Origin of the sequence: Vibrio sp. 10N.261.54.A5 (genome assembly GCF_041471145.1) — a bacterium.
Classification (GTDB): Bacteria; Pseudomonadota; Gammaproteobacteria; order Enterobacterales; family Vibrionaceae; genus Vibrio; species Vibrio crassostreae_C.
Genome location: NZ_JBFRNU010000117.1, coordinates 1 through 304, shown reverse-complemented (window position 1 = coordinate 304; position 304 = coordinate 1). Strand labels below are relative to the sequence as shown.

General features: G+C 47.4%; 1 protein-coding gene. It reads left to right on the top strand.

All coding sequences use genetic code 11. The features are described 5' to 3' along the window. A partial coding sequence (locus AB4329_RS22415; RefSeq protein WP_372139317.1) for a hypothetical protein occupies positions 1 to 304 on the top strand: 304 nt, incomplete at both ends.

Genomic DNA, 304 nt, shown 5'->3' with positions numbered 1-304 from the left:
GAGCCAGAGCCAGAGCCAGTTCGTGCTGCAAACATGCCAGAGATCATTCCAAATGAATTTGGTGTGCCAGAAGACGATGATTGGCTGATTGAAGATGAGGCGTCTGAACCAGAAGCATTAGCGGAAACTGACGTAACACCAGAGCTAGTGACACCTGTCGCTGAACCGAAAGTTGAAGCTACACCACAAGCGGAAGTAGCAGAACAAGCTGAAGTTCTAGGACAAGAAGGCGAAGAAGAATTCTCGTTTGATGACTTCGAATTGCCAGAGTTTAATGAAGAAGATGCACTAGCGGAAGCTGATG